Below are 18,883 nucleotides of genomic sequence, written 5' to 3'. Positions count from 1 at the left end.
CCGGATGCGCGTCGCACTCTTCATCACCTGCGTCAACGACACGCTGTTCCCCGGCACCGGCCGGGCGACCGTGCGGCTGCTGGAACGGCTCGGCTGCCAGGTGGAGTTCCCCGCCGCGCAGACCTGCTGCGGGCAGATGCACTTCAACACCGGCTACCGCGCCGACGCCGCGCCCCTGGCGCGACGCTTCACCGACACCTTCGACGGCTACGAGGCGATCGTGGTGCCGTCCGGATCGTGCGCGGCGATGATCCGCGAGTGGTACCCCACCCTCGGCGTCCAACCGCCCGCCGGGGTGCACGAGCTGTCGGAGTTCCTGGTCGACGTCCTGGGCGTCACCGACGTCGGCGCCTACTTCCCGCACACCGTCACCTACCACCCCACCTGCCACTCGCTGCGGTCGCTGCGGCTGGGCGACCGGCCCTACGAGCTGCTGTCGGCGGTGCGGGGCCTGACGCTGCTGCCGCTGGGCGGCGCCGAGGAGTGCTGCGGGTTCGGCGGCACGTTCGCGCTGAAGAACCCGGCGGTGTCGGCCGCGATGGGCACCGACAAGATGCGCAACGTCCTGGACACCGGCGCCGAGGTGCTGTGCGCGGCCGACAACTCGTGCCTGATGCACATCGGCGGCACGCTGCGGCGGCAACGCGCGGGCGTCCGCACGATGCACCTGGCGCAGATCCTCGCCGCCACCGAGGAGGAACCCGCATGAGCGGAACGTTCGTCGGGATGCCCGCCTTCCCCGCCGCCTCGGCGCGGGAGGTCGGCAACGCCCAGCTCCGGCACAACCTGCACAGGGCCACCCGCACCATCCGGGACAAGCGCGCCGCCGTGGTCGGCGAGCAGCCCGACTGGGACGCGCTGCGCGCCGCCGGGGCCGCCGTCAAGACCCGCGTCCTGCGGCACCTGGACTCCTACCTGGAGCAACTGGAGGAGTCGGTGACGCGGGCGGGCGGCACCGTGCACTGGGCCGCCGACGCCGCCGAGGCCAACCGGATCGTCGCCGGGCTGGTGGAGGCGACCGGTGAGAGGGAGGTGGTGAAGGTCAAGTCGATGGCGACCCAGGAGATCGGCCTGAACGAGGCGCTGGCCCAGGCCGGGATCACCGCCTACGAGACCGACCTGGCCGAACTGATCGTCCAGCTCGGCGACGACCGCCCCTCCCACATCCTGGTCCCCGCCATCCACCGCAACCGCGCCGAGATCCGCGACATCTTCCTGCGGACCATGGCCGACTGGGGCCGTCCCGCGCCCGCCGACCTCACCGACGACCCGCGCGCCCTGGCCGAGGCCGCCCGGCTCCACCTGCGCGAGCGCTTCCTGCGCGCCAGGGTCGGCGTCTCGGGCGCCAACTTCGCCGTCGCCGAGACCGGGACGCTGGTGGTCCTGGAGTCGGAGGGCAACGGCCGCATGTGCCTGACCCTCCCCGAGACCCTGATCTCCGTGGTGGGCATCGAGAAGATCGTGCCGACGTGGCGGGACCTGGAGGTGTTCATGCAGCTGTTGCCGCGCTCCTCCACCGGCGAGCGCATGAACCCCTACACCTCGATGTGGACCGGCGCGACCGAGGGCCAGGACTTCCACCTGGTCCTGCTCGACAACGGCCGCACCGACGTGCTGGCCGACCAGGTGGGCCGCCAGGCACTGCGCTGCATCCGCTGCTCGGCCTGCCTCAACGTCTGCCCCGTCTACGAACGCGCCGGAGGCCACGCCTACGGCTCGGTCTACCCCGGCCCGATCGGGGCGATCCTCACCCCGCAGCTGCGCGGGTTCTCCTCCGAGCTGGACGAGTCGCTGCCCTACGCCTCCACCCTGTGCGGGGCCTGCTACGACGTCTGCCCGGTCGCGATCGACATCCCCGAGGTGCTGCTGGACCTGCGCGCCAAGGTCGCCGCCACCGGGCGGCACCGGGGGGAGCGGCTGGCGATGGCCGCCGCGCGCCGCGTGCTGGAGTCGCCCGCCCTGCTGGCCACCGCGCAGCGCGCGGCGGGCCGGTTCCGCCGCCTCACCCCGCGCCGCCTGCCCGGCCCGCTGGCCGCCTGGACCGACACCCGCGACATCCCCGCGCCGCCGACCGAGTCGTTCCGGCAGTGGTGGAAGGAGAACCGGTGAACGCCCGCGACGCCGTCCTGGCCCGGGTCCGCGCCGCCCTCGCCGACGTCCCGGCGGGCGAACGCCCCGCGGACGTCCCGGTCCCGCGCGGCTACGACCGCGCCCGCTCCGGCCCGGACCTGGTGGAACTGCTGGTCGACCGGCTGGTGGACTACCGCGCGGTCGTGCGCCGGGACGTCCCGGTCGCCGAGGCGGTCGCGGCGTTCGGCGGCCGGGTCGCGGTCCCGTCCGGCGTGCCGGGGGAGTGGCTGGCGGGGATCACCCCGGTCCGCGACGAGCCGCCGCTGTCCCCCGCCGACCTGGACGCCCTCGACGGCGTCCTCACCGGCTGCGCCGTCGCGATCGCCGAGACCGGCACGATCGTGCTGGACGGCTCGGCCGGCCAGGGCCGCCGCGCCCTCACGCTGGTGCCCGACCGGCACCTGTGCGTGGTGCGCCGTGACCAGATCGTGCGCACCGTCCCCGAGGCGCTGGAGCGGCTGGACCCGGCCCGGCCGCTGACCTGGATCAGCGGCCCGTCGGCCACCAGCGACATCGAGCTGGACCGGGTCGAGGGCGTCCACGGCCCCCGCACCCTCGAGGTGGTCCTGCTCTGATCCCGAGGGGGCCGGGCGGTCAGGACAGCGCGGGCTCCACGTCCCGGAGCAGCCGCCGCTTGGACCGCGCGCCCACCACCGACACCACCGGCTCGCCGTCCCGGAACACCATCAGCGTCGGCATCGCCAGCACCCCGTAGGCGGCGGTGGTGACGGGGTTGGCGTCCACGTCGATCGCGACGACCTTGAGGCGGTCGCGCTCCTCGTCGGCGAGCTCGGCCAGCACCGGCGCGAGCTGCCTGCACGGCGGGCACCACTCGGCGGTGAACTCCACCAGCACCGGCCGGTCGGCCCCCAGCACCTCGGCCGCGAAGTCGGCGTCGGTGATCTCCGGCACCGCGCCGGTCGCATCGGTCGTCCGTGTCATGGTCATCTCCCCGTCTCGCACCGCGGCTCCGGCGGCGACAGCTCGGCCTCGGCCCGCAGCAGCTGCGCGGCCACCTCGGCGCGCACCCGCCCGAGCCGTTCCATCAGCGCGTCGAGCTCGGCGAGCTTGGCGCGGTAGACCCGCACGGAGTCCGGGCAGGAGTCCCCGGCCGGGTGGCCCGCCCGCAGGCACTCCACGAACGGCCGGGTGTCCTCCAGCTCGAACCCGAAGTCCTGCAGCGCGCGGATCTGCTCCACCAGCCGCAGGTCGTCCTCGCCGTACACGCGGTAACCGTTGACCGCGCGGCGCGCGGGCAGCAGCCCGCGCGCCTCGTAGTACCGGAGGGTGCGGGGGCTGACCCCCGCCCGCTCCGCCAGCTCGCCGATGCGCATGACACAGACGCTAAACGTTGCCCCCGGCGTCAAGGCAAAGGGCGGTGTCCCCGTGTGCGTGCGGATCAGCCGGGGCGTTCCCCGGCGACGATGCGATCCGTCTTCTCGTGATAACGGAGGGTGGCCATGCGGGTGTCGCGCCGCGCGGGCGGCATGCGGAACGTGCGGCGCGAGCGCGGCACCCGCGGGTTCACCGGGTGGTACGTCCTCTCACAGGTCGGCGAACGCGTCGTGGGGGTTCTCGACGCAGTCGGCCACGAACCGCAGGAACGCCGCGGCGGGCGCGCCGTCGCAGACGCGGTGGTCGAACGCCAGCGACAGCTGCCCCACCTTCCGGACGGTCAGCTCCCCGTCCACCACCCACGGCCGGTCGATGATGCGGCCGACGCCCAGCATCGCCGCCTGCGGGTGGTTGATGATCGGGGCGGAGCCGTCCACGCCGAAGCCCCCGTAGTTGTTGAGCGTGAAGGTGCCCGCGGTCAGGTCGGGGACGGTCAGGGAACCGGCGCGGGCCGCGTCGGTGAGCCGGGTGATCTCCGCCTGGAGACCGCGCGCGCTCAGCCGGTGCGCCTCGCGGACCACCGGGGCGACCAGGCCCTGCCCGGCCTGGACGGCGATGGCGAGGTTGACGCCGTCGAACCGGACGATCTCGCCGGCCTCGGTGTCGACGCGGCTGTTGAGCTCGGGGTGCCGCGCCAGCCCGGCCGTCACGAACCGCGCGAACAGCGCCAGCAGGCTCACCGGCGCGTGCCGCCCGCTCGCGTTGATCTCCCGGCGGAGCTCCAGCAGCGCGGTGGCGTCCACGTCGACCCAGGTCGTGGCCTCGGGGATCTCCCGGCGGCTGCGGGCGAACGCCTCGGCGGCGGCCTTGCGGGCGCCGCGCAGCGGGATCCGCTCCAGCTCCGGCAGCATCTCCGGCGCGGGCCGCGCGGTGGTCCGCGGGGCGGGCGCGGGCTCCGGGACGGGCGGCGGGGCGGGGCGCTGGATCGCCTTCTCCACGTCCGCGCGGGTGATCAGGCCGTCCGGCCCGGTGCCGGTGAGCCGGGTGAGGTCGACGCCGTTGTCGCGGGCCAGCTTCCGCACGACCGGGGACATCGTGCGGGGCCGGTCGGTCGGCGGGGCGACCGGCACGGGGCGGCCGCGCCGCCGCCGGCGGCGCTCCCTGGTGCGCGCGGTGCCGTAGCCGACCAGGACGTTGCCGGAGCCCGCGCGCTCCTCCTCGATGTACCGGGCGGCCTCGGGCCCGGGGGCGGCCCCGGCCGCGGGGACGGGCCCAGAGGCGGGCTCGGGAGCGGCCTGGTCGCCGACCACGAGGAGGACCGAGCCGACCGCGACGGTGTCGCCCTCGGCGGCGTTCAGCCCGGTGACGACCCCGGCGAACGGCACCGGGACCTCCATCACGGCCTTGGCGGTCTCGACCTCGACGACCGGCTGGTCGATCTCCACCGGGTCGCCGACCTTGACCATCCACCGCACGATCTCGGCGTCGGTGAGGCCCTCGCCGAGGTCGGGCAGCGTGAACTCGCGCGCGGTCATCGGTCCTCCCACTGCAGGGTCGCCACCGTGTCCAGCACCCGCTCGACGCCGGGCAGGTGGTGGTGTTCGAGCTTGGGCGGCGGGTAGGGCACGTCGAACCCGGTGACCCGGCGCACCGGGGCCTCCAGCACGTGGAAGCAGCGTTCGGAGATCCGCGCGGCGATCTCGGAGGCGACGCCGGCGAACCCCTGCGCCTCGGCCACCACGACCGCCCGCCCGGTCCTGGCGACGCTGGCCATGACCGTGTCGTCGTCGAACGGCACGATGGTCCGCAGGTCCACGACCTCCAGGTCCCAGCCCTCGGCGACGGCCTCGGCGGCGGCCTCCATCGCCACCGGCACCGCCGGGCCGTAGGCGACCAGCGTCGCGTCCGTGCCGGTCCGGCGCACCTCGGCCCGCCCGAACGGCGCGGTCCGCGCGGGCAGCGTCACCTCCTCCTTGGCCCAGTACAGCTTCTTCGGCTCCATGAACACGACCGGGTCGGGCGAGGCGATCGCCTCGCGCAGCAGGCCGTAGGCGTCGGCGACGGTCGCGGGCGTGACCACCGTCAGGCCCGGTGTGTGGGCGTAGTAGCCCTCGGAGGAGTCGCAGTGGTGCTCCACGCCGCCGATCCCGCCCGCGTACGGGACGCGGATCACCATGGGCAGCGGCAGCGCGCCCCGGGTGCGGTTGCGCATCTTGGCGACATGGCTGGCGATCTGCTCGAACGCCGGGTAGGCGAACGCGTCGAACTGCATCTCCACCACCGGCCGCATGCCGTTCATCGCCATGCCGACCGCCATCCCCACGATGCCGGACTCGGCCAGCGGGGTGTCGAAGCAGCGGTCCTCGCCGAACTTGGCGGTCAGCCCGTCGGTGACGCGGAACACGCCGCCGAGCGCGCCGACGTCCTCGCCGAACACCACCACGCGGTCGTCGTCGGCCAGCGCGTCGGCGAGCGCCGCGTTGATCGCCTGGGCCATCGAGACGGGGGCCATGGATCAGTCCTCCTCGGCGAGTTCGGCGCGCAGCAGGTCGGCCTGCTCGCGCAGCTGGGGGGTGGGGGAGGAGTACACGTGCGCGAACAGCTCCGCCGGGTCCGGCGGGGTCTGCTCGGGCAGGCGTTCGCGCAGGTCGGCGGCGACGCGTTCGGCCTCGGCGGCGACGGCGTCGGCGCGGGCGTCGTCCAGCAGCCCGGCGCCGCGCAGATGGGCGGTGATCCGGTCGACGGGGTCGCGGTCGCGCCAGGCGGCGACCTCCTCGTCGGTGCGGTACCGGGTGGCGTCGTCGGCGTTGGTGTGCGCCTCCATCCGGTAGGTGTGCGCCTCGATCAGGATGGGGCCGCCGCCGGACCGGGCGCGGTCGGCGGCCTGCGCGACGGCCGCGATCACGGCGGCGACGTCGTTGCCGTCCACGCCGACGCCCGGCATCCCGTACCCGACGGCCTTGTGCGCCAGCGACGGGGCGGCGGTCTGCCGCGCCAGCGGCACCGAGATCGCGTACTGGTTGTTCTGCACGAAGAACACCACCGGGGCCCGGAAGACGGCCGCGAAGTTCAGGGCCTCGTGGAAGTCGCCCTCGCTGGTCGCGCCGTCGCCCAGGAACGCCAGCGCCACCGTGTCCTCGCCCTTGAGGCGCGCCGCGTGCGCGAACCCGACCGCGTGCGGGGCCTGCGTCGCCAGCGGCGTGCACTGCGGCGCGGTGCGGTGGGCGACCGGGTCGTAGCCGCTGTGCCAGTCGCCGCGCAGCAGCGTCAGCACCTCCACCGGGTCGATGCCCCGCGTGACCAGCGCGACGCTGTCGCGGTAGGTGGGGAACAGCCAGTCGGTGGGGCGCAGCGCCAGCACCGCGCCCACCTCGCTGGCCTCCTGCCCGTGCGAGGACGGGTAGACGGCGAGCCGTCCCTGCTTGACCAGGTTGGTGGCCTGCCGGTCGAACCGGCGTCCCACCACCAGCGCGCGGTACGCGGCCAGCAGCGTCTCGTCGTCGGGCATCGCCAGCCCGCCGCCGCGCGTCTTCGGGGCGCGGCGGCCGCGCTTGTCGAGGAGCTGGAGCGGTCGGGACGTGGGCAGCAGATCGATACCGGACCTCGTCGTCACGGCGTTTCTCCCGTTCGTGGCCATTTGCCCGATACAGTGCTCTGACCAGCGCCAACCGTCCAGAGCGGACGGGAAAGAAAAGACATTTGGAGCGATCCGATGGATTCCGATGAACGAACGTCCACTCCGGGCGGCCCGCGCCGCCCGGAACGCAGACCTTCGGCACCGGCGCTGGACGAGATCGACCAGCGGATCGTCGAGGAGCTGTCCCGGGACGCCCGCGTGTCGGTCCGGGCCCTGGCCGAACGCCTGCACATCTCCCGCGCCAACGCCTACAGCCGCCTGGACCGGCTCCTGGAGGACGGCGTGGTGCGCGGCTTCACCGTCCGGCTCGACCCGGTCAAGGCCGGGTTCGGCACCTCGGTGTACGTCACCCTCAAGATCGAGCAGAACTCCTGGCGCACCGTGTGCGACCGGCTGCGCGGCCTGCCCGCCGTGCGGCACTTCGCGCTGCTGGGCGGCGACTTCGACGTGCTCGCGCTGGTCCGCGTCCGGGACGCCGCCGAGCTGCGCGCCCTGGTCCTGCACGAGTTCCACTCGATCCCCGGCGTGCGCAGCACCCGCACCCTGGTGATCTTCGAGGAGTCCGCCGACGACCTGCTGCTGGGCTGACCGGAACGTTCCGGCTGCGATACTCGATCCCGTGTCTTCCAGCGTCTCGGCCCGGCCGCCCGCCAAGCGGGGGCGGCCCGGCCACGATCTCGAATCCGTTCTGGCGGCGGCCGTCCGGCTGTTCAACGAGCGCGGCTACGAGGCCACCGGCATGGAGGCGCTGGCCCGCAGCCTCGGGATCACCAAGTCGGCGATCTACCACCATGTCGCCAGCAAGGAGGAGCTGCTGCGGATGGCGACCGACCGCGCGCTGGACGGCCTGTTCGAGGCGGCCGAGCAGGCGCGGGCCCGGGACGGCCGGGCGATCGAGCGCCTGGAGTTCCTCACCGAGCGCAGCGTCCACGTGCTGGCCGAGCGGCTGCCGTTCGTGACCCTGCTGCTGCGGGTGCGCGGCAACACCGACGTGGAGCGGCGGGCGGTGGAGCGGCGCCGGGCGTTCGACCACCTGGTGGCCGAGCTGATGGAGCGCGCGGTGGCGGAGGGCGACCTGCGCCCCGACATCGACCCGGCGGTCGGGGCGCGGCTGCTGTTCGGCATGGTCAACTCGCTGACCGAGTGGTACCGGCCGGGCGGCGGGATGGACGTCGGCGACCTGGCCGCGCTGGTGCGCACGACCGCCTTCGAGGGCCTGCGCGTCTGACCGCCCGGCCGGTCAGCGGCCGTCGGCCAGCGCGGTGACCGCGCGGGTGTGGAAGTCGGTGCCGACCAGCTCCTCCCAGCGGCGCGCGTAGAGGGCCAGGTGCCTGCGGCACGCGGCGGCCAGCCGGGCGTGGCTCCAGCCGTCCTCGGCCGGGCAGCAGTCGTCGGCGGGCCAGGTCCAGGGCTCGTCCAGGCCCGCCGCCGCCAGGCGTTCGCCCAGCAGGACCGCCCCGGCGTACGCCCGCAGCCGGTCGAACGCGAACTCCTCGTCGTCGGCCACGTGGTACAGGTCGAGGACCCGCCCGATGATCTCCCGCCCGTGCTCCAGCCTCCCGGTGCGCGCGCAGAACTGCAGATGCGCCGCCACCTCGGGCGCCCCCGTCACCGTCCGGTAGGTGCGTTCGTGCAGCTCGTGGGCCTCGTCCACGCGACCGGCGCGCAGCAGGGCGGGCAGCAGGCGGCTCCGTTCGGCCTCGGCCGCAAGCGCCTCCGCCGACTCGAACGCCCACCGGTCGCGGCCCAGGTCCAGCCACCACTGGACGGCGCGCGCGGTGTCCCCGGACGCGGCGCGGCGCTCGGCCGGGGGCAGGGCCAGGAAGCGTTCCCAGGCGGCGCGGGCGGCCTCCGGCTCGCCCGCGCGCGCCCACGCCCAGGCCCGGAACCACCGGACGTGCCGCCGGTCGCCGGCGCAGGGGCGCTCGTGCCGCTCCAGCGTGTCCAGGAGCGCGTGGACCTGCCGCAGATGCGTTCCGGGCAGGGTGAGGGCCCGCTCCAGCGCGACCGGGACGGCCCGCCACATCGCCGCGACCCGGTCCGCGCCGAGCAGCGTCGGCCGGGCCTCGTGCAGGCGGAACAGCTCGACCAGGCAGGAGAACAGGTCCGTGCTCCAGAGCTCCCAGCCGTCGGGCAGCAGGTCGTCCAGCAGCGCGAACCGGGCCTCCACCAGCGCCCGCGTCGCGCCGCCCACCAGCGCGTTCTGCAGCACCCGCTGGGTCAGGACGATCCGGGAGGTGCCGGAGTCCGCGGCGCGCGCCAGGTCGAGGGCCCGCAGCAGGCCCGCGTCGTCGGTGGCGTCCAGGTGCGGGGAGCGCGGCGGCTCGGCGCGGTGCCGGGCGGGCGCGGCGGCGGGCGGCAGCTCCAGCCGGTCGACGACCGGTTCGGCGCGCAGCAGCGCGTCGATCCGCTCGCCGAGGTGCGGGGTGCCGTTCAGCTCGTCCATGTGCTCGGCGAACCGGGTGGCGTGCCAACGCAGGTCCTGGCCCAGCTTGGCATAGGTGTAGATCGGCAGCGTCTCGCACGCGGGGTCGGCGCAACCGCACTCCCAGACCCACTCCCGGTCCAGCCCGGCGGCGACCACGCGGCGGCACAGCAGCGCCGCCGCTGCCGCCGTCCACATGGCGTCGACGGAGTCGCAGTGGTAGCCGATGCGTGCGAAGTTGCGGTGCAGGACGTCCAGCCCGCGCTCCTCGTTGCCGGTGCGGGCGCAGAACTCCAGGTGCGCGGCGACCTCCTCCAGTTTCATCCCGGAACGCGTGTAGGCGCGCTGGTGCGCCGCCACCGCCTCGTCCACCCGGCCGGTCAGCAGGTACGGCACCAGCAGGGAGTCCTCGTGGTCGTGGCCGTCGCGCGCGGGGATCTGCCCGGTCAGCACGGGGGCCAGCGCCGCGACGGCGCGGTCGGGACGGCCGAGCCGGATCCACATGGTGGCGTCGATCGAGGCCACACCGTCGGGGAACATGTGCTCGCGCGGGATCTCCCGCGTCCGCAGCCCGGTCCACAACCGCTCCACCTCGGCGACGTCCCCCCGGCGGGCCGCGAGGCGGAGCCGCGCCTCGTCGAGCGCGTAACGCGTCCCGGGCCGGGTGGGCGGGCAGTACCGTTCCAGCTCGTCGATCAGCCGCCGGATGCGGTCGGCGGGCTCGGGAAAGGTCCGGACGAACACGTCGAGGAGCCGGTAGAGCTGCGTCCACATCGCCGTGACGTAGTCCTCGTCGTAGCGGTGCGGCTCGGCGTGCCACATCAGCAGGCACCGCCGCAGGACTCCGAGCCATTCGCCGGTCACCTCCCGGGAGCTGTTGTCCCAGCCCTTGAAGCCCAGCGAGTAGGCGTAACCGATCCGGACCCGGAACAGGGTCTCCGGCTCGCCGAACGCCTCGGCGTCGGCCAGCAGCGCCCGCATCGTGGCCATGAACGGCTCCGGGCCGCCCCCGGTCTTCTCCGGATCCAGGTCCCACGCCGCGTCGAGCCGCCGCCGCAGGCCGTCCCCGTCAACGATCGTCATGTCCTCAGCTCCCGGTGCGGATGGCGTGCTCGACCAGGCCGAGGAAGGCGCGGTTCACTCCCGCGACGTCGCCGGGGCGCAGCGCGCGGTTCCCCGTCAGCAGCGCGTACCCGTACAGCGCCTCGACCGCGAGTTCCACGACGCGGGCGTCGGCGGTGCTGGTCAGGCGGGCGACCATCGGGTTGCGGTGGTTGAGGACCAGCAGCGGGCCGGGCTCGGCCTCAGGCGGGATCCCGGGCGCGGGTGGGGCGTCGGTGAACTCCGCCCACACGCCCTCCGCCGTGTCCGCGTCGTCGGCGTGGCGCGGCCGCTCGCCCTCCAGGTACAGCGCCGGGAGGGCGGTCGGGGAGAACGCGCGCAGCACCGGCGTACAGCCCCGGTCGGCGAGGGTCCGCCGGGCGATGGCGAGCAGGTCGCGGGCGGCGAACTCCACGGCCGGGCCGACCCGGTCGAACCGGGTGGCGAGCTCGGCCGGGTCGAGCGCCCGCACGTCCAGGCCCGGGTCCAGGCGCGGCAGCCGGTGCAGGATCTCGGCGTGGTAGGTGTAGCCGCCGTTCACCAGGGCGACGCCCTGCGCGGCGGCGATCCCCGCCAGCTGCCGGAACTCCTCGGCCCGCGCGGTGTAGCGGATCTCGCGGTGCCGCGCCCGGAACTCGGCGAGCGTGACCGCCCCCTCGCCGGTGTCGAAGGGGATCCACTCGTCCACCACGCGCAGCATCTCGTCGTCGTGGACGGCCAGCGCCATCACCCCGCGGTGGTGCACGCCGAGGAACGCGCCCAGCCGCTCGGGCTCGGTCGCGGCCATCCGCACCAGCCAGGACCGCAGCCGCTCGCCCAGCGCCTCCCGCGCGACGACCAGCAGCTCGTCGTGGTAGAGCTGCTCCCGGCTGGCGGTGGGCCGCAGCTCGTCGGTGTCGAGGACGCAGCGGACGAAGAACGCCCACTCCGGCAGGATCCCGTCGACGCGGTCGCCCAGCAGCATCCGCTTGAGGTAGACGCGGTGGGTCGCCGGTTCGCTCGGGTTGGTCTCGTGCGGGAGGACGTACGCCACGCCGCGCAGCCCCGCCTCGGGCACCGACAGGTCGATCGCGTCGAGCGGGACCGCCCCCAGAAGGCGCGTCCCGTACCCGAGCATCGCCTCCCGCCCGGCCTCCCAGGGCGGGACCCCGTCGGTGAGCCGCTCGCCGTTCACCCGGACGTCGTAGGGGAGCAGCGCGCCGTAGTGCCGCACCAGCTCCCGCACCGTGGACGGCTCCAGCCAGTGCTCGAAGTCCCGGCGGGCGCGCAGCGTGACGGTGGTGCCGGGCTCGTCCCGGGCGCCCGGCGCGACGGTGTAGTGCCCGTCGGCGTGCCCGCGCCACACGACGGCGGGCGCGTCCCGCGCGGCGCTGCGCGTCACGACCTCGATCTCGTCGGCGACCAGGAAGCACGACAGCAGCCCGATCCCGAACTGGCCGAGGAAGTCGTGGCGCGCGAACCCCAGCGCGTCGCGCTTGGCGGAGTTGCCGATGGTGGCGAGGAACTCGTGCACCTCGGGCTCGGTGAGCCCGACGCCCGCGTCCTCGATCCGCAGCCGCCCGCCCCCCGCCTCGATGCGGACCGGACCGGGCGGCCCGCCGCGCGCGGTGGTGGCGTCCACGGCGTTCTGGAGCAGTTCGCGCACGTAGACGCGGGGGCTGCTGTACAGGTGGCGGCTGAGCAGGTCCACGATCCCGCGCAGGTCGACGTTGAAGGTGCGGGCGGCGGGCCGCTCCGGCGGAGGCTGACCGGTCATCACCCCACTGAGATGGCCGGAGCGGGCTCCGGGTTCCAGGGACCGCGTCGTGTTTCCAAGCCCTCGCCTTCGGCTTCGGGCCCGCCGGTCAGGTAGCGCGCCCGCGTGCGCGGTCCGCTCCGGAACGGCTCTCAGGCTTCCGGTCGCGTGGGGAACTCCCGGCTGCGTCCCCGGAACTCCGCGACCACCTCGCCGTCCCGTCGCACGGTCACGTCGTAGATCCCGCTGCGCCCGTAGCGCGTGCGCTCCTCGGCGACCGCCACGAGGAGGTCACCGAGCCGGGCCGGGCGCACGAACGTGATGTCGGCCCCGGCCGCGACGGTGACCGGCCCGTGGCTGTTGCAGGCCAGCGCGAACGCGGTGTCGGCCAGCAGGAACACGTAGCCGCCGTGCGCGATGCCGTGGCCGTTGACCATGGCCTCGGTGACCCGCATGGCCGCCTCGGCCCGCCCGCCCTCGGCGGAGCGCAGCTCGATGCCGAGCGCCCGCGAGGCGAGGTCGGCGTCGAACATCTCGTGTGCCTGGTTCATGGACGCCGGAGTGTAGCCGGGGCCGGGAGGGGGCGGCTGGACGGCCGTGTCACGGAGCCTGGGACGGGGATCGGATGACTCCGGACAGCAAGAATTCCGCCACTGTTCGCAGTGAAAGCAGGTCGGGGAGGGGCTCCTGGAAGAGCGGAGGGAAGGATCAAGCGATCGGGGCTGTTCCCGGCGGGCGTCCCGGTCTAGAATTACTTACCGAACGTACGGTCAGTAATTCTGGGAGGACGGGCCAATGGCGGTGCTGCGCAGTTACGTCTCGGGGTCCTGGCGCACGCCCACCGACGAGGGGGCGCCGCTGCACGACGCCGTCACCGGCGAGGAGGTCGCCCGGTTCTCCACCGAGGGCCTCGACTACGCCGCCGCGCTGGAGTACGGCCGCCGGTCCGGCGCGGCGCTGCGCGAGCTGACGTTCCACCAGCGCGCCGCGCTGCTCAAGGCCCTCGGGTCGTACCTGAACGAGCACCGCGAGGAGCTGTACGCGCTGTCGGCCCGCACCGGCGCCACCCTCGCCGACTCCCGGATCGACGTGGACGGCGGCATCGGCACGCTGTTCGCCTACTCCGGCAAGGGCCGCCGCGAGATGCCCAACGACACCGTCCACGTGGACGGCGACGTCGAGGGGCTCAGCCGGGGCGGCACGTTCGTGGGGCGGCACGTCTGCACGCCGCTGCGGGGCGTCGCCGTGCAGATCAACGCGTTCAACTTCCCCGTCTGGGGGCCGCTGGAGAAGTTCGCCCCGGCGTTCGTCGCCGGGATGCCCTCCCTGGTCAAGCCCGCCCCGCAGACCGCCTACCTCACCGCCCGCCTCGTCGAGCTGATCCTGGAGTCGGGGCTGCTGCCCGAGGGGACGCTCCAGCTCGCCTGCGCCGAGCCCGGCGACCTGCTCGACCACGTCACCGAGCAGGACGTCGTGGCGTTCACCGGCTCGGCCACGACCGCGCGCCGGCTGCGCGTCCACCCGGCGATCGTGGAACGCGCCGTGCGGTTCAACGCCGAGGCCGACTCCCTCAACGCCTCCGTCCTCGGCCCGGACGGCGACCTCGACCTGTTCGTCAAACAGCTCGTCACCGAGATGACCGTCAAGGCCGGGCAGAAGTGCACCGCGATCCGCCGCGCGTTCGTGCCCCGCGACCGCCTGGACGAGGTCGTCGCGGCGGCCCGCGAACGCCTCGGCGGGATCGTCGTCGGCGACCCGTCGGTGGAGGGCGTGCGGATGGGCGCGCTGGTCGGCCTCCAGCAGCGCGAGGAGGTCCGCCGCCAGCTCAAGGCCCTCGGCGGCGAGATCGTGTTCGGCGACCCCGACCGCGTCGAGATCGCCGGGGACCGGGCGCAGGACGGCGCGTTCCTGTCCCCGCTGCTGCTGCTCGGCGACCCCGAGCGCCCCGAGCCGCACGAGGTGGAGGCGTTCGGGCCGGTCAGCACCCTGCTGCCGTACGACACCACCGAGCAGGTCATCGACTACGCCGGGCGCGGCCGGGGCAGCCTGGTCGCCTCGGTGGTGACCGAGGACCCCGCGTTCGCCCGCGAGATCGTGCTCGGCGCGGCCCACTGGCACGGCCGCGTGCTCGTCCTCGACCGGTCCTGCGCCAAGGAGTCCACCGGCCACGGCTCGCCCATGCCCGCCCTCACCCACGGCGGCCCCGGCCGCGCGGGCGGCGGCGAGGAGCTCGGCGGCGTCCGCGCGATCCTGCACCACATGCAGCGCACCGCCGTGCAGGGGTCACCGGACGTCCTCACCGCGGTCACCGGCCGGTGGACGGCGGGCGCCAGGCGCTCCGAGGGCGTCCACCCGTTCCGCAAGAGCCTGGCCGAGCTGCGCGTCGGCGACTCGGTCACCGCCGGGCCCCGCGCCGTCACCGCCGAGGACGTCGCGCACTTCGCCGAGTTCACCGGCGACACCTTCTACGCCCACACCGACGAGGAGGCCGCCGCCGCCAACCCGCTGTTCGGCGGGATCGTCGCGCACGGCTACCTGGTGGTGTCGTTCGCCGCGGGCCTGTTCGTCGCGCCCGAGCCCGGCCCCGTCCTCGCCAACTACGGCCTGGAGAACCTGCGCTTCCTCACCCCCGTCAAGGTCGGCGATGGCCTCACCGTCACCCTGACCGCCAAGCAGATCACCCCGCGCGAGAACGCCGACTACGGCGAGGTGCGCTGGGACGCCGACGTCGTCAACCAGGACGGCGCCTCGGTGGCCAAGTACGACGTGCTGACCCTCGTCGCGAAGGACCGGAGGGACCGATGAGCACCTTCGACGAGATCATCGCGGCCGACCAGCGGGTCGAGCCCCGCGACGAGATGCCCGAGGGCTACCGCAAGACGATGGTCCGGCAGATCGCGCAGCACGCCCACTCCGAGATCATCGGGATGCAGCCGGAGGGCTACTGGATCACCCGCGCGCCGTCGCTGCGCCGCAAGGCGATCCTGCTGGCCAAGGTGCAGGACGAGGCCGGGCACGGCCTGTACCTGTACGCCGCCGCCGAGACCCTCGGCGTGGACCGCGCCGACCTGACCGAACGCCTCATCACCGGCCGCCAGAAGTACTCCTCGATCTTCAACTACCCGACGCTGGGCTACGCCGACGTCGGCGTGATCGGCTGGCTGGTGGACGGCGCGGCCATCTGCAACCAGGTGCCGCTGTGCCGCAGCTCCTTCGGCCCCTACGCCCGCGCGATGATCCGCATCTGCAAGGAGGAGTCCTTCCACCAGCGGCAGGGCTACGAGCTGCTGATGACGATGATGCGCGGCACCGACGCCCAGCGGGAGATGGTGCAGGACGCGGTGGACCGCTGGTGGTGGCCGTCGCTGATGATGTTCGGCCCGCCCGACGCGAACTCGCCCAACACCGCCCAGTCCATGGCGTGGAAGATCAAGCGGCACACCAACGACGAGCTGCGGCAGAAGTTCGTCGACATGACCGTCCCGCAGGCCGAGAGGCTCGGCGTCACCCTGCCCGACCCCGAGCTGCGCTGGAACCCCGAACGCGGCCACCACGACTTCGGCGAGCCCGACTGGGACGAGCTGAAGCGCGTCATCTCCGGCGACGGCCCCTGCAACGCCGAGCGCCTCGAACGCCGCCGCCGCGCCCACGAGGACGGCGCCTGGGTCCGCGAGGCCGCCCTCGCCCACGCCCGCAAGCACGCCCCCGAGAAGGAGGCAGCCCGATGAGCTGGCCGCTGTACGAGGTGTTCGTCCGCGGCAAGCGCGGCCTGAACCACGTCCACGTCGGATCGCTGCACGCCCCCGACGCCGAGACCGCGCTGCACAACGCCCGCGACCTGTACACCCGCCGCAACGAGGGCGTCAGCATCTGGGTGGTGAGGTCCTCCGACATCACCGCCTCCAGCCCCGACGAGAAGGACGCCTTCTTCGACCCCAGCGCCGACAAGGTGTACCGGCACCCGACCTTCTACTCCATCCCCGACGACGTCCCCCACATCTGACGGGCCCTTCCGATGAGCTTCGACAACGTTTACGCGGCCCTGACCGGCGACGGCGACGCCCGCTGGGCGTTCGGCACCGGCTTCAGCGACCCCCTGGCCGGGGTCGAGATGACCCCGGCCGACGACGCGCTGGCCGGGTACTGCCTGATGCTCGGCGACGACGCGCTGGTCATGTCCCACCGGCTCCAGGAGTGGATCACCCGCGCCCCCGAGCTGGAGGACGAGGTCGCCATCGCCAACATCGCGCTGGACCTGCTCGGCCAGGCCCGGCTGCTGCTGGCCCGCACCGGCCGCGACGAGGACGAGCTGGCCTTCCACCGGGACGCCGCCGAGTTCCGCAACGTCCGGCTCGCCGAGATCCCGGGCGGGGACTTCGCGCACCTGGTGGTGCGGCTGCTGGCGTTCTCCACCTGGCGGCTGGCCGTCATGGACCGGCTGCGGCTGTCCTCCGACACGGTGCTGGCCGCCATCGCCGCCAAGTCCGTCAAGGAGCTGACCTACCACCGTGACTACGCCGCCCGCTGGGCGGTCCGGCTCGGCGACGGCACCGAGGAGTCCCACCGGCGGATGCGGCGCGCGCTGGACGAGGTGTGGCCGTACACGGCGGACCTGTTCGCCGCCGACCCCGTCGAGTCGGCCCCGTTCGCCGTGGACCCCGCCACCGTGCGCGCCGAGTTCGACCAGGTGATCGCCGAGGTGCTCGGACAGGCGACGCTGCCGGCGCCCCCGGACGCCGGGAAGGCCGTCCCGCGCGGCGAGCACACCGGGGCCCTCCACCCGCTGCTGGAGGAGCTGCAGAGCGTGGCCCGCGCCCTCCCGGAGGCGACATGGTGACCACCGCGACGCGCGCCCGCGAGATCGCCGAGACCGTCACCGACCCGGAGCTGCCGCAGCTCACCCTCGCCGAGCTCGGCGTGCTGCGCGAGGTGACCGAGGACGGCGACCGGGTCGTGGTGTCGATCACGCCCACCTACAGCGGCTGCCCCGCGATGGACACGATGCGCGACGACCTCGTGCACCGCCTCACCGGCGCCGGGTACCGCGACGTCGAGGTGCGGGTGACGCTGAGCCCGCCGTGGAGCAGCGACCACATCACCGAGCCCGGCCGCCGCAAGCTCGCCGCCGCGGGCATCGCGCCGCCCGGCCCCGCGCCGCGCCGCCCGTGCGGCCCGATCCCGCTCACCCTCGGCCCGACCCGCCGCGCGGCGTGCCCGAGCTGCGGCTCCACCGACACCGAGGAGGTGTCGGAGTTCGGCGCGACCGCCTGCAGGGCGCTGCGCCGCTGCCGCTCCTGCCGCGAACCCTTCGACCACTTCAAGGAGATCTGACGTTGGCCGTGCCGAACCGCACCCCGCACGCGCTGCGCGTGGCCGCCGTCGAGCGCCTGTGCGACGACGCCGTCGCCCTCACCTTCGAGATCCCCGGCGACCTGGCCGACCGGTACGCCTTCCGGCCCGGTCAGTCCCTCACCCTGCGCCGCCTGGTGGACGGCCGCGACGAGCGCCGCTCCTACTCGATCTGCTCCCCGGCGGGCGGCGCGCCGCGCGTCGGCGTGCGCGAGGTGCCTGGCGGGCTGTTCTCCTCCTGGCTGGTCCGCGAGGTGCGGCCGGGCGACGAGATCGAGGTGCTGCCGCCGGGCGGCTCGTTCACCAACGACCTGGAGCCCGGCTCCCACCACGTCATGATCGCCGCCGGGTCCGGGATCACCCCGGTCCTGTCGGTCGCCGCCTCGGCCCTCGCCGTCCCCGGCACCCACGTCACGCTGCTGTACGGCAACCGCACCAGCGACACGGTCATGTTCGCCGACGAGCTGGCCGACCTGAAGGACGCCCACCCCGACCGCCTCCACCTGGTGCACGTCCTGTCCCGCGAGGTCCGCGAGCCCGAGATCCTCACCGGCCGCCTCGACGCGGCCAAGCTCCGCACCCTGCTGCCGCTGCTGGTCCCGGTCGACGAGGTCGACCACTGGTGGCTGTGCGGCCCGCACGGCATGGTCACCGACGCGATGGACGTGCTGGCCGGGATGGACGTGCCGCGCGACCGCGTCCACCGCGAGCTGTTCTACGTCGAGGACGCCCCGCCCCCGGTGCGGGAGCGCCCCGCCGCCGGGCCGACCGGCCCCAGCACCCCCGTCACCGTGGTCCTGGACGGCCGCACCACCGCCGTGGACCTCCCGGCGGGCGCGACCGTGCTGGACGGCGCCCAGCGCGTCCGCCCCGACCTGCCGTTCGCCTGCAAGGGCGGCGTGTGCGGCACCTGCCGCGCCAAGGTCACCCAGGGGCGGGTCAAGATGCGCCGCAACTACGCGCTGGACCCGGCCGAGGTGGACGCGGGCTTCGTGCTGACCTGCCAGTCCGAGGCCGTCGGTGAGCCGGTCACCGTGGACTTCGACGCCTAGCGCCGCGCCCCGCCCTACCGGGCACCGGTGATCATTCCGGCGGCGACGGTGTTGTGGGTGGCCTCGTCGATGAGGATGAACCCGCCGGTCAGCCGGTTGCGGCCGTAGTCGTCGACGAA

General features: G+C 74.3%; 21 protein-coding genes. 11 read left to right on the top strand and 10 right to left on the bottom strand.

What is annotated here, in order from left to right; translation table 11 throughout:
• Window positions 1–4 precede the first annotated feature (4 nt).
• The 3 genes from HNR61_RS43695 to HNR61_RS43685 are packed head-to-tail and all read left to right on the top strand — an operon-like array spanning window position 5 to window position 2,705.
• Window positions 5–709, top strand: coding sequence for a (Fe-S)-binding protein (locus tag HNR61_RS43695; protein WP_182849039.1), 705 nt, complete (start codon window positions 5–7; stop codon window positions 707–709).
• Window positions 706–2,109, top strand: coding sequence for a lactate utilization protein B (locus HNR61_RS43690; RefSeq protein WP_182849038.1), 1,404 nt, complete (start codon window positions 706–708; stop codon window positions 2,107–2,109). The genes HNR61_RS43695 and HNR61_RS43690 overlap by 4 nt, the downstream gene beginning before the upstream one ends.
• Entirely contained in the window at window positions 2,106–2,705 is a 600-nt protein-coding gene (locus HNR61_RS43685) for a LutC/YkgG family protein (RefSeq protein WP_182849037.1), read from the top strand. Before HNR61_RS43690 ends, HNR61_RS43685 begins: the two co-directional genes overlap by 4 nt.
• A gap of 19 nt (window positions 2,706–2,724) precedes the next feature.
• Here HNR61_RS43685 and HNR61_RS43680 read toward each other — a convergent pair whose 3' ends face one another.
• The 6 genes from HNR61_RS43680 to pdhA form a co-directional block, all read right to left on the bottom strand.
• Complete coding sequence (locus HNR61_RS43680; protein WP_220510515.1) at window positions 2,725–3,072, bottom strand: thioredoxin family protein; 348 nt, start codon at window positions 3,070–3,072, stop codon at window positions 2,725–2,727.
• A gap of 2 nt (window positions 3,073–3,074) precedes the next feature.
• On the bottom strand, window positions 3,075–3,464 hold the full coding sequence (locus tag HNR61_RS43675; RefSeq protein ID WP_182849036.1) for a MerR family transcriptional regulator: 390 nt from the start codon (window positions 3,462–3,464) through the stop codon (window positions 3,075–3,077).
• Between the two features lie 65 nt (window positions 3,465–3,529).
• Window positions 3,530–3,658 (bottom strand): hypothetical protein, encoded by a 129-nt coding sequence (locus tag HNR61_RS49705; RefSeq protein ID WP_281400739.1) that lies wholly within the window; start codon window positions 3,656–3,658, stop codon window positions 3,530–3,532.
• Between the two features lie 16 nt (window positions 3,659–3,674).
• On the bottom strand, window positions 3,675–5,000 hold the full coding sequence (locus HNR61_RS43670; protein ID WP_182849035.1) for a dihydrolipoamide acetyltransferase family protein: 1,326 nt from the start codon (window positions 4,998–5,000) through the stop codon (window positions 3,675–3,677).
• Entirely contained in the window at window positions 4,997–5,977 is a 981-nt protein-coding gene (locus tag HNR61_RS43665; protein ID WP_067811704.1) for an alpha-ketoacid dehydrogenase subunit beta, read from the bottom strand. The genes HNR61_RS43670 and HNR61_RS43665 overlap by 4 nt, the downstream gene beginning before the upstream one ends.
• Before the next feature lie 3 nt (window positions 5,978–5,980).
• Window positions 5,981–7,078 (bottom strand): pyruvate dehydrogenase (acetyl-transferring) E1 component subunit alpha, encoded by a 1,098-nt coding sequence (gene pdhA, locus HNR61_RS43660; RefSeq protein ID WP_312898379.1) that lies wholly within the window; start codon window positions 7,076–7,078, stop codon window positions 5,981–5,983.
• A gap of 99 nt (window positions 7,079–7,177) precedes the next feature.
• Here pdhA and HNR61_RS43655 point away from each other — a divergent pair, with 99 nt between their 5' ends.
• Both HNR61_RS43655 and HNR61_RS43650 read left to right on the top strand, forming a co-directional pair.
• Window positions 7,178–7,690 carry an Lrp/AsnC family transcriptional regulator gene (locus HNR61_RS43655; protein ID WP_083998763.1) on the top strand — a complete coding sequence of 171 codons (513 nt, stop codon included), beginning with the start codon at window positions 7,178–7,180 and terminating at the stop codon, window positions 7,688–7,690.
• A gap of 31 nt (window positions 7,691–7,721) precedes the next feature.
• Complete coding sequence (locus HNR61_RS43650; protein ID WP_182849033.1) at window positions 7,722–8,330, top strand: TetR-type transcription factor C-terminal domain-containing protein; 609 nt, start codon at window positions 7,722–7,724, stop codon at window positions 8,328–8,330.
• A 12-nt stretch (window positions 8,331–8,342) separates the two neighbouring features.
• Here HNR61_RS43650 and HNR61_RS43645 read toward each other — a convergent pair whose 3' ends face one another.
• From HNR61_RS43645 to paaI, 3 genes are all read right to left on the bottom strand, one after another.
• Complete coding sequence (locus tag HNR61_RS43645; RefSeq protein ID WP_182849032.1) at window positions 8,343–10,610, bottom strand: hypothetical protein; 2,268 nt, start codon at window positions 10,608–10,610, stop codon at window positions 8,343–8,345.
• 4 nt (window positions 10,611–10,614) lie between these two features.
• On the bottom strand, window positions 10,615–12,384 hold the full coding sequence (locus tag HNR61_RS43640; protein WP_182849031.1) for an HSP90 family protein: 1,770 nt from the start codon (window positions 12,382–12,384) through the stop codon (window positions 10,615–10,617).
• A gap of 131 nt (window positions 12,385–12,515) precedes the next feature.
• Entirely contained in the window at window positions 12,516–12,914 is a 399-nt protein-coding gene (gene paaI, locus HNR61_RS43635) for a hydroxyphenylacetyl-CoA thioesterase PaaI (protein ID WP_182849030.1), read from the bottom strand.
• A 244-nt stretch (window positions 12,915–13,158) separates the two neighbouring features.
• Between paaI and paaZ the strand changes: the two genes are divergently transcribed.
• The 6 genes from paaZ to paaE are packed head-to-tail and all read left to right on the top strand — an operon-like array spanning window position 13,159 to window position 18,764.
• Window positions 13,159–15,168 carry a phenylacetic acid degradation bifunctional protein PaaZ gene (paaZ, locus tag HNR61_RS43630; protein ID WP_182849029.1) on the top strand — a complete coding sequence of 670 codons (2,010 nt, stop codon included), beginning with the start codon at window positions 13,159–13,161 and terminating at the stop codon, window positions 15,166–15,168.
• A complete protein-coding gene (paaA, locus tag HNR61_RS43625; protein WP_182849028.1) occupies window positions 15,165–16,091 on the top strand; it encodes a 1,2-phenylacetyl-CoA epoxidase subunit PaaA in 927 nt (308 codons plus the stop codon). The genes paaZ and paaA overlap by 4 nt, the downstream gene beginning before the upstream one ends.
• Entirely contained in the window at window positions 16,088–16,366 is a 279-nt protein-coding gene (paaB, locus tag HNR61_RS43620) for a 1,2-phenylacetyl-CoA epoxidase subunit PaaB (protein ID WP_182849027.1), read from the top strand. Before paaA ends, paaB begins: the two co-directional genes overlap by 4 nt.
• Before the next feature lie 12 nt (window positions 16,367–16,378).
• Window positions 16,379–17,200 (top strand): 1,2-phenylacetyl-CoA epoxidase subunit PaaC, encoded by an 822-nt coding sequence (paaC, locus tag HNR61_RS43615; protein ID WP_182849026.1) that lies wholly within the window; start codon window positions 16,379–16,381, stop codon window positions 17,198–17,200.
• Complete coding sequence (gene paaD, locus HNR61_RS43610; protein ID WP_182849025.1) at window positions 17,194–17,694, top strand: 1,2-phenylacetyl-CoA epoxidase subunit PaaD; 501 nt, start codon at window positions 17,194–17,196, stop codon at window positions 17,692–17,694. Before paaC ends, paaD begins: the two co-directional genes overlap by 7 nt.
• 2 nt (window positions 17,695–17,696) lie before the next feature.
• Entirely contained in the window at window positions 17,697–18,764 is a 1,068-nt protein-coding gene (paaE, locus tag HNR61_RS43605; protein ID WP_182849024.1) for a 1,2-phenylacetyl-CoA epoxidase subunit PaaE, read from the top strand.
• A 14-nt stretch (window positions 18,765–18,778) separates the two neighbouring features.
• Here the strand turns inward: paaE and HNR61_RS50615 are convergent.
• The coding region (locus HNR61_RS50615; RefSeq protein WP_376770309.1) for an elongation factor 1-alpha C-terminal domain-related protein at window positions 18,779–18,883 on the bottom strand (105 nt) is incomplete at its 5' end.

The sequence above is a fragment of the Actinomadura kijaniata genome, assembly GCF_014138665.1.
Taxonomy (GTDB): domain Bacteria; phylum Actinomycetota; class Actinomycetes; order Streptosporangiales; family Streptosporangiaceae; genus Spirillospora; species Spirillospora kijaniata.
This window is presented reverse-complemented; position numbering and strand designations above follow the sequence as displayed.

Excerpts from the sequence above, each read along its gene's own strand:
- HNR61_RS43695 (WP_182849039.1), top strand. The coding sequence starts at position 5 with ATGCGCGTCGCACTCTTCATCACCTGCGTCAACGACACGCTGTTCCCC.
- HNR61_RS43690 (WP_182849038.1), top strand. The coding sequence starts at position 706 with ATGAGCGGAACGTTCGTCGGGATGCCCGCCTTCCCCGCCGCCTCGGCG.
- HNR61_RS43680 (WP_220510515.1), bottom strand. The coding sequence starts at position 3,072 with ATGACACGGACGACCGATGCGACCGGCGCGGTGCCGGAGATCACCGAC.
- HNR61_RS43675 (WP_182849036.1), bottom strand. The coding sequence starts at position 3,464 with ATGCGCATCGGCGAGCTGGCGGAGCGGGCGGGGGTCAGCCCCCGCACC.
- HNR61_RS43670 (WP_182849035.1), bottom strand. The coding sequence starts at position 5,000 with ATGACCGCGCGCGAGTTCACGCTGCCCGACCTCGGCGAGGGCCTCACC.
- HNR61_RS43665 (WP_067811704.1), bottom strand. The coding sequence starts at position 5,977 with ATGGCCCCCGTCTCGATGGCCCAGGCGATCAACGCGGCGCTCGCCGAC.
- HNR61_RS43655 (WP_083998763.1), top strand. The coding sequence starts at position 7,178 with ATGGATTCCGATGAACGAACGTCCACTCCGGGCGGCCCGCGCCGCCCG.
- HNR61_RS43645 (WP_182849032.1), bottom strand. The coding sequence starts at position 10,610 with ATGACGATCGTTGACGGGGACGGCCTGCGGCGGCGGCTCGACGCGGCG.
- HNR61_RS43640 (WP_182849031.1), bottom strand. The coding sequence starts at position 12,384 with ATGACCGGTCAGCCTCCGCCGGAGCGGCCCGCCGCCCGCACCTTCAAC.
- paaI (WP_182849030.1), bottom strand. The coding sequence starts at position 12,914 with ATGAACCAGGCACACGAGATGTTCGACGCCGACCTCGCCTCGCGGGCG.
- paaZ (WP_182849029.1), top strand. The coding sequence starts at position 13,159 with ATGGCGGTGCTGCGCAGTTACGTCTCGGGGTCCTGGCGCACGCCCACC.
- paaA (WP_182849028.1), top strand. The coding sequence starts at position 15,165 with ATGAGCACCTTCGACGAGATCATCGCGGCCGACCAGCGGGTCGAGCCC.
- paaB (WP_182849027.1), top strand. The coding sequence starts at position 16,088 with ATGAGCTGGCCGCTGTACGAGGTGTTCGTCCGCGGCAAGCGCGGCCTG.
- paaC (WP_182849026.1), top strand. The coding sequence starts at position 16,379 with ATGAGCTTCGACAACGTTTACGCGGCCCTGACCGGCGACGGCGACGCC.
- paaD (WP_182849025.1), top strand. The coding sequence starts at position 17,194 with ATGGTGACCACCGCGACGCGCGCCCGCGAGATCGCCGAGACCGTCACC.